A 5,729-nucleotide genomic window follows, 5' to 3' on the forward strand; every position below is an offset into this window, starting at 1 on the left:
ACACAGGACTGCCCGCGCGGTGGTCCGGAGGAGGAATCACCTCGCGATGATCCTGGACACCTTCCGCCTCGACGGCCGCGTCGCCGTCGTCACCCGCGCCGGACGCCGCCACCGCGGCCCACACCCCCACCCCCCGACCCCCCGCGCCTTCCTGGCCCCCCGCGCGCGCGCATCGCGGGGGGGCCGCCCCCCCGCGCGGCGGGGGGGGGCCCCCCGCTGACCGGTTGCAACGCCACCCTCGCCGGGACCGCGCTGCCCGGCGAGGTCGACATCCGCAAACTCGACGTCGGGGCCTACCCGACCGAACCGGTCGACATCTACGACGACTACCGCCCGGCCTTCTTCCAGATGGACGATGTCGCCGCCATGCGCCTGGCCGACTACGTGGCAACGGCGGAGGACGTCGATCCCCGGATGACCTTCGGCAGCGACGCGGGCAGCTTCACCAGCGGGGCGATGGATTCGCTGCTGGGGCGTCCCGACGTCACCGAGGCGATCGCCAAGCGCAACAAGATGATGTACGGCTTCAAGTCCGAGGGCGCCGACCGCAGCACCTTCATCCTCGACTCGGGTTGGCCCACGGTGTCCCGCAGCACCCCGGACGCCTCCACGGTCAATCTGCTGGTCATGCAGTTCCCCGACGCCGAGGCCGCGCAGCGCTCCGCCGAGGAGTTCTACGCCGCCGACTTCGACGCCAACAAGGACAGCAACCAGCCCCTGACGCTCACGAAATATCCCAAGGCGCACGCGCATTGGCGGCCGAGCGTGCCGACCGCGCGGTCGTTCGTCGCGCAGGGCCCCTACGTCGTGGGAGTCGTGGTCACCGTTCCCAAACCGGATCAGGCCGCGCTCACGACACTGGCGGAGAAGGCGTTCGACACCCAGCTGCCGATGCTGGATCAGGTGAAACCGGTGTCGGACGAAGAGGCGCTGCATCTTCCGTGGGATCAGGACCACATCCTGAGCCGGACGCTGAACCCCAGCGAGGTGTACAAGCCCGGCATCGGCGCCTACCCGGGCGTCTACGGCCGCCGCGGCGTGCTGCACCACATGTCCGACCGCGCCCAGGCCCGCAAGACCTTCGAGGCGATCGGCGCCGACCGGTTCGCCATGACCGAGGCAGCACTGCTGGCCCGGGCAAAGGATGCCGCGTCGGCGCGGAAGGCCGTGACCGAGCCGCTCGCCATCACCGGCATGGCACGGAAGGCGGACGCGCCGCCGAACGTCCCCGACTCCGCCTGCGTGGAGAATCGAACCGGCACCGGCAACTCGGCGCAGACCAGGGTGAAGCGCTTCACCTGCATCGTCGCCTACCGCCAGTACGTGAGCTATCTGAACGCCGCACAGCTGCTCGACGCCCAGCAGCGCGCGGCCGCTCAGTACGCGCTGCTCGCCAACAGCCAGTGGCAGCCGTGACTCGACCGGTACCCGCGGCGGGCAGTAGGCTCCGCGTGAGCGAGATCGGCCCGACCGTGCGACCAGGAGTTTATTACAGATGGCGATAAGTCCCGGCACTATCGTCGGTGGATACCGCATCGAGCGTGTGCTGGGTGCGGGCGGCATGGGCACCGTCTATCTCGCCAAACATCCGAGCCTGCCTCGGATGGACGCCATCAAGATCCTGGGTGGCGAGCTGTCGAGCAACGGCGAGTTCCGGGGCCGCTTCGAACGCGAGGCCAATCTCGCTGCGGGACTCGACCATCCGAACATCGTCTCGGTCTACAACCGCGGCGAGGAGAACGGCCATCTGTGGATCGCGATGCAGTACGTCGAGGGCACCGACGCCTCCGCCGAACTCGCCCGCGACCCGCACGCCATGACGCCGCTGCGCGCCCTGCGCATCGTCACCGAGGTCGGCAAGGGCCTCGACTACGCGCACCGCCGCGGCCTGTTGCACCGCGACGTCAAGCCCGCCAACTTCCTGCTCTCCCGCGGCGACGAGGAAGAGCGGGTGCTGCTCACCGACTTCGGTGTCGCCAAGTCCACCGACGACGCCACCGAACTCACCCAGACCGGCAGCTTCGTCGCCACCATCGCCTACGCCCCGCCGGAACAGCTGCAGGGCATGGCCGTCGACCACCGCGGCGACATCTACAGCCTGGCGTGCGCGTTCTACAAACTGCTGACGGGCCAGAACCCGTACCCCGCAACACAACCGGCGATGGTCATGATGGGCCACCTCTACGACCCGCCGCCCCGCGCCACAGCCGTCAACCCGCACCTCCCGCCGGCCGTCGACCACGTCTTCGCGCGCGCCATGGCGAAGAACCCCGCAGAGCGCTTCAACAGCTGCCGCGAATTCACCGACGCCGCCTCGAATTCCCTACTCCCCGGCCACAACCCGATCCACACCAACACCTCCCCCACCTACCCCATCCAGGTCCCCGACACCCGAGCCCCCCGCACCGACCCCCGCTCCACCACCTCCGGCCCCCACCACCGCACCGACTTCTCCACCCTCACCCCACCCCCGAGCCCCCACAAGAAATGGCTGCTCGGCGCGGGCGGCGCGGCAGTAGCGGTCGCACTCGCCGCAGGCATCGGCATCTGGGCCACCCAGAGCGGCGGCGGCACCACAACCACCACTTCCACCACGGCCACCGCTGCGGCCCCGATCACGTCGGTCGAGCAGGCCCGCGCGGCGAATCCGGGGTTCGAGGGGAAGACGGTGACGATGGTGGACGTGACGAGCAACAGAGACTTCGGAATCTATCTCGGCGGGTCGTCGCAGACGAAATTCTTGGAGGGCCTCGGCTTCGTGTACAACCTGGGCTACACCGGGAACGGCGATGAGCCCTCACCCCGTCCGGCGCCGGCCAGTTACCCGCGGCTGAACGCGCCCGCAGACAGCTACATCCTGACCGTCCGCAGCGACGACAAAGCCGGTGGCGGGGGCCTCATCGGCCTGCCGTACGAGCTTTCGGGGTCGAAGGCCACCGTGGTCCCGATCGACGAGCCCGCGGTGGTCTCAGCCATCCGGAATTGGACTCCGAACTCGGAGAAGACACTGCTGGACAAGCTGCTCCCGGTGCTACAGAACCGGATCAAGTAATAATTCGAAGGGGGGACGGGCCGATGCACAGGACCGTCAAGGGCGTGCTCGCATTGTGTTTTACGGCCGCCATAGCGACCGCATGCGGCTCGGAGCAGGCGGCCGCGCCCACCACGGATCCGTCTGTGGACATCACGAAACTCGATGTAGGGCCCTATGCGACCACGCCCCGGAAACTCGATGCGCCGAGCGGAATGCCCGTCGCCCGGTTCATGGAGGCCGAACGGCTCGGCGGCGTCCTGCCGTTGCCTGTCGACATCGATCCCGCACTGCGACACGGAGAGCCGAGCCTGGTACACGCGTTTCTGGAAGTGAGCAACGCGTATCACCTGAGCCCGATGTTCCGCTGGCTCGACGAGAAGCAGTTCAACACGGCGGCACCGAATTTCGTCGCGGGCTTCTCGACCTCGGCGGCCTCCGACAAGAAGCAGGCGCTGTCGTACGAGCTGGTCAATTCGGTCCTGATCTTTCCGGATGACAACTCGGCTCGGTCGGCTGCCGCTGAGCTGTCCAAGGCCGGATTCTACGATGAGGACGCGGAGCCCACGTCCCTCGACAAGTACCCCGAAGCGGTGGCACGTCGGCAGCCGACTCGGCAAACTCTGGTTTCGTGGCTGGCGAGCGGCAAGTTCGTCATCGTGACCATTGCTCAGCATCACGAGAATCGGGTGCTCGGCATTTCGGATTTCGCACCGCTTGCCACTTTGGCCGAAAAAGCGATCACGGCAACGCTGCCGACGTTGGAAAAGTTTGTTCCGACACCGCCCGACAAACTGATGACCATCCCCGTCGACCGCGAGAATATGCGCAGCCGCTCATTGCGGCGGCCCGAGGGTGATGGATTCACGAACATCCCGGGCGCTTACGACGTGCACGGTGCGCTGCACTTCACCGACGAGGTCGAAGAGTCACGGCGTCAGTATGCGGACGCCGGCGTAGATCTGGTGGCCCTCGATGGCGCCGACCTGATTCGCACGAGGGACTCCGCGGCCGCTCAGCGCTTGTTCGAGGAGAATACGCAGCCCACCAGGCTCCTCCGCCGCGCACCCACTCCCGCGGGTCTCCCGAACGCGCGATGCTTCGAGTACAAGGGCCCGAGCCTGGGGTATATGCGGTACACGTGCCATCTGCACTACAGCCGCTTCATGGCCTCCGTCGCCTCTAATCAACTGCAGGATGTCCAACAGCGACTGTCGGCTCAATATGCCATTCTCGCCAACAGCAAATAGGCGCAATCATATGAAGAAGAATCTGGCCGTTCTCGTTACCGCATCGGCGATGTCGCTCCTCTTGACCGCATGCGGCACCGTCGCAGGTAAGGTGCAGCCCGCGGATATAGATGTACGGACCCTCGACACCGGCAGCTACAATACCGACCCTATCGAACTGCGGTATGACTACACCCCCAATCTGACGAATGGCAAACAAATCGCGATCATGCGACTCGCCGATGTCATCGCACCGGGCCCCGATATCGACGTAAAGCTCGACTACGGCGGCGCGGCACCGGTGGCGTCGCCCACGGACGCCACGAGCGTCAAATTCTCCGATAACTTCGTTCCGATTTTGACCAGGCACGACATGCTGTACGGTATGCAGACCGCGAACAGCGACCGGGACGAAAGCGGTCCGGTCGAAGGCGATACCGCCGTGAATATCTCGGTCTTTCAGTTTCCGAGCGACGAGGCGGCCGCCGCGGCGGCCCAGGAATTCGAGGCCGCGGATTTCGACATCGCCAGAGACCAGAACCAACCGGTATCACTGCCCAAATATCCCAAGGCTTTGTCGCATTGGCGGCCCGGAATCAGAACCCTGGGCACGCGGATGGCGCGTGGTTCTTTCGTGTTGAGCATCTTCGTCCGCACGCCGCGGAGCGAGGTATCCGATCTGAGTGCGCTCGCCGAACGCGTGTACGACGCTCAACTACCACTCCTCGACACGCTGCGGCCGGTATCGAAACGAGACCTGCTGCACCTGCCGTTCGACCCGTTCGGAATCCTCCGGAAGACACTTCACCCCGATGATCTCTTCGGTGTGGGAATGCCTGCGGAAATGTGGTTGTCCGACCGCGCCTATCTACATTTCGTCGACGACAAGAAAGCTGCCCGAGAAATATTCCGGAAGACCGGAGTCGATGCGATCGGGGTGGTACAGAATGGAATCGCCAGCGACAACAACGCCGCCGTGGCGTGGCGTACGCGAGATTCCGCGTCCGCCGCAATGCTCTCCGATTACTTTCGGGGCAGGAGTAAACGCCCGGTCGATTCACCGCCGAAGGTGCCCGACACCTTCTGTTCGGAGAATGTCGGCTTCCAGCCCTCGTCGTTCACGGCGCGCAATTACAACTGCGTGGTGCGGTACGACCGGTTCGTGAGCAAGGTATCGAGTTCGCAGTTGGTGGATACGCAGCAACGCGCGGCAGCGCAATACGCTCTGTTCGCCAACAGCAGCTGGTAGCCCTCGGCGCAAAGCAGTGTGGGGGGGGGGGGGGGGGGGGGGGGGGGGGGGCGCCCCGCCCCCCGCGGGAGACGGCGGGGGGCGGGCCCGCGGCGACCGCACCGAGGACTCGGCCGGGCATCGCCTTGCCACCGGCGAGGATCAGGATCGCCGCCGCCCAGGAGGCGGATACGGGCAAGATGTAATTATAGTAGGCCCCACGCAAAAATCCTAAATTGGC

General features: G+C 66.0%; 4 protein-coding genes. All 4 read left to right on the plus strand.

Going from position 1 to position 5,729, the window contains the following annotated elements; genetic code table 11:
• The coding region (locus tag QH470_RS22645) for a DUF7373 family lipoprotein (protein ID WP_280274362.1) at positions 1-1,416 on the plus strand (1,416 nt) is incomplete at its 5' end.
• Positions 1,417-1,495: 79 nt separating this feature from the next.
• Positions 1,496-3,052 (plus strand): serine/threonine-protein kinase, encoded by a 1,557-nt coding sequence (locus tag QH470_RS22650; protein WP_280274363.1) that lies wholly within the window; start codon positions 1,496-1,498, stop codon positions 3,050-3,052.
• A gap of 23 nt (positions 3,053-3,075) precedes the next feature.
• Positions 3,076-4,281, plus strand: coding sequence for a DUF7373 family lipoprotein (locus tag QH470_RS22655; RefSeq protein WP_280274364.1), 1,206 nt, complete (start codon positions 3,076-3,078; stop codon positions 4,279-4,281).
• A gap of 10 nt (positions 4,282-4,291) precedes the next feature.
• The gene (locus tag QH470_RS22660) at positions 4,292-5,509 is read left to right on the plus strand and encodes a DUF7373 family lipoprotein (RefSeq protein ID WP_280274365.1); all 1,218 of its coding nucleotides are present in this window, start codon (positions 4,292-4,294) and stop codon (positions 5,507-5,509) included.
• Positions 5,510-5,729: the final 220 nt, after the last annotated feature.

The sequence above is a fragment of the Nocardia wallacei genome (genome assembly GCF_029868745.1).
Lineage (GTDB): Bacteria > Actinomycetota > Actinomycetes > Mycobacteriales > Mycobacteriaceae > Nocardia > Nocardia wallacei_B.

What these genes read in the sequence shown, in the direction of transcription:
- QH470_RS22650 (WP_280274363.1), top strand. Translation starts at nt 1,496, where the DNA reads ATGGCGATAAGTCCCGGCACTATCGTCGGTGGATACCGCATCGAGCGT.
- QH470_RS22655 (WP_280274364.1), top strand. Translation starts at nt 3,076, where the DNA reads ATGCACAGGACCGTCAAGGGCGTGCTCGCATTGTGTTTTACGGCCGCC.
- QH470_RS22660 (WP_280274365.1), top strand. Translation starts at nt 4,292, where the DNA reads ATGAAGAAGAATCTGGCCGTTCTCGTTACCGCATCGGCGATGTCGCTC.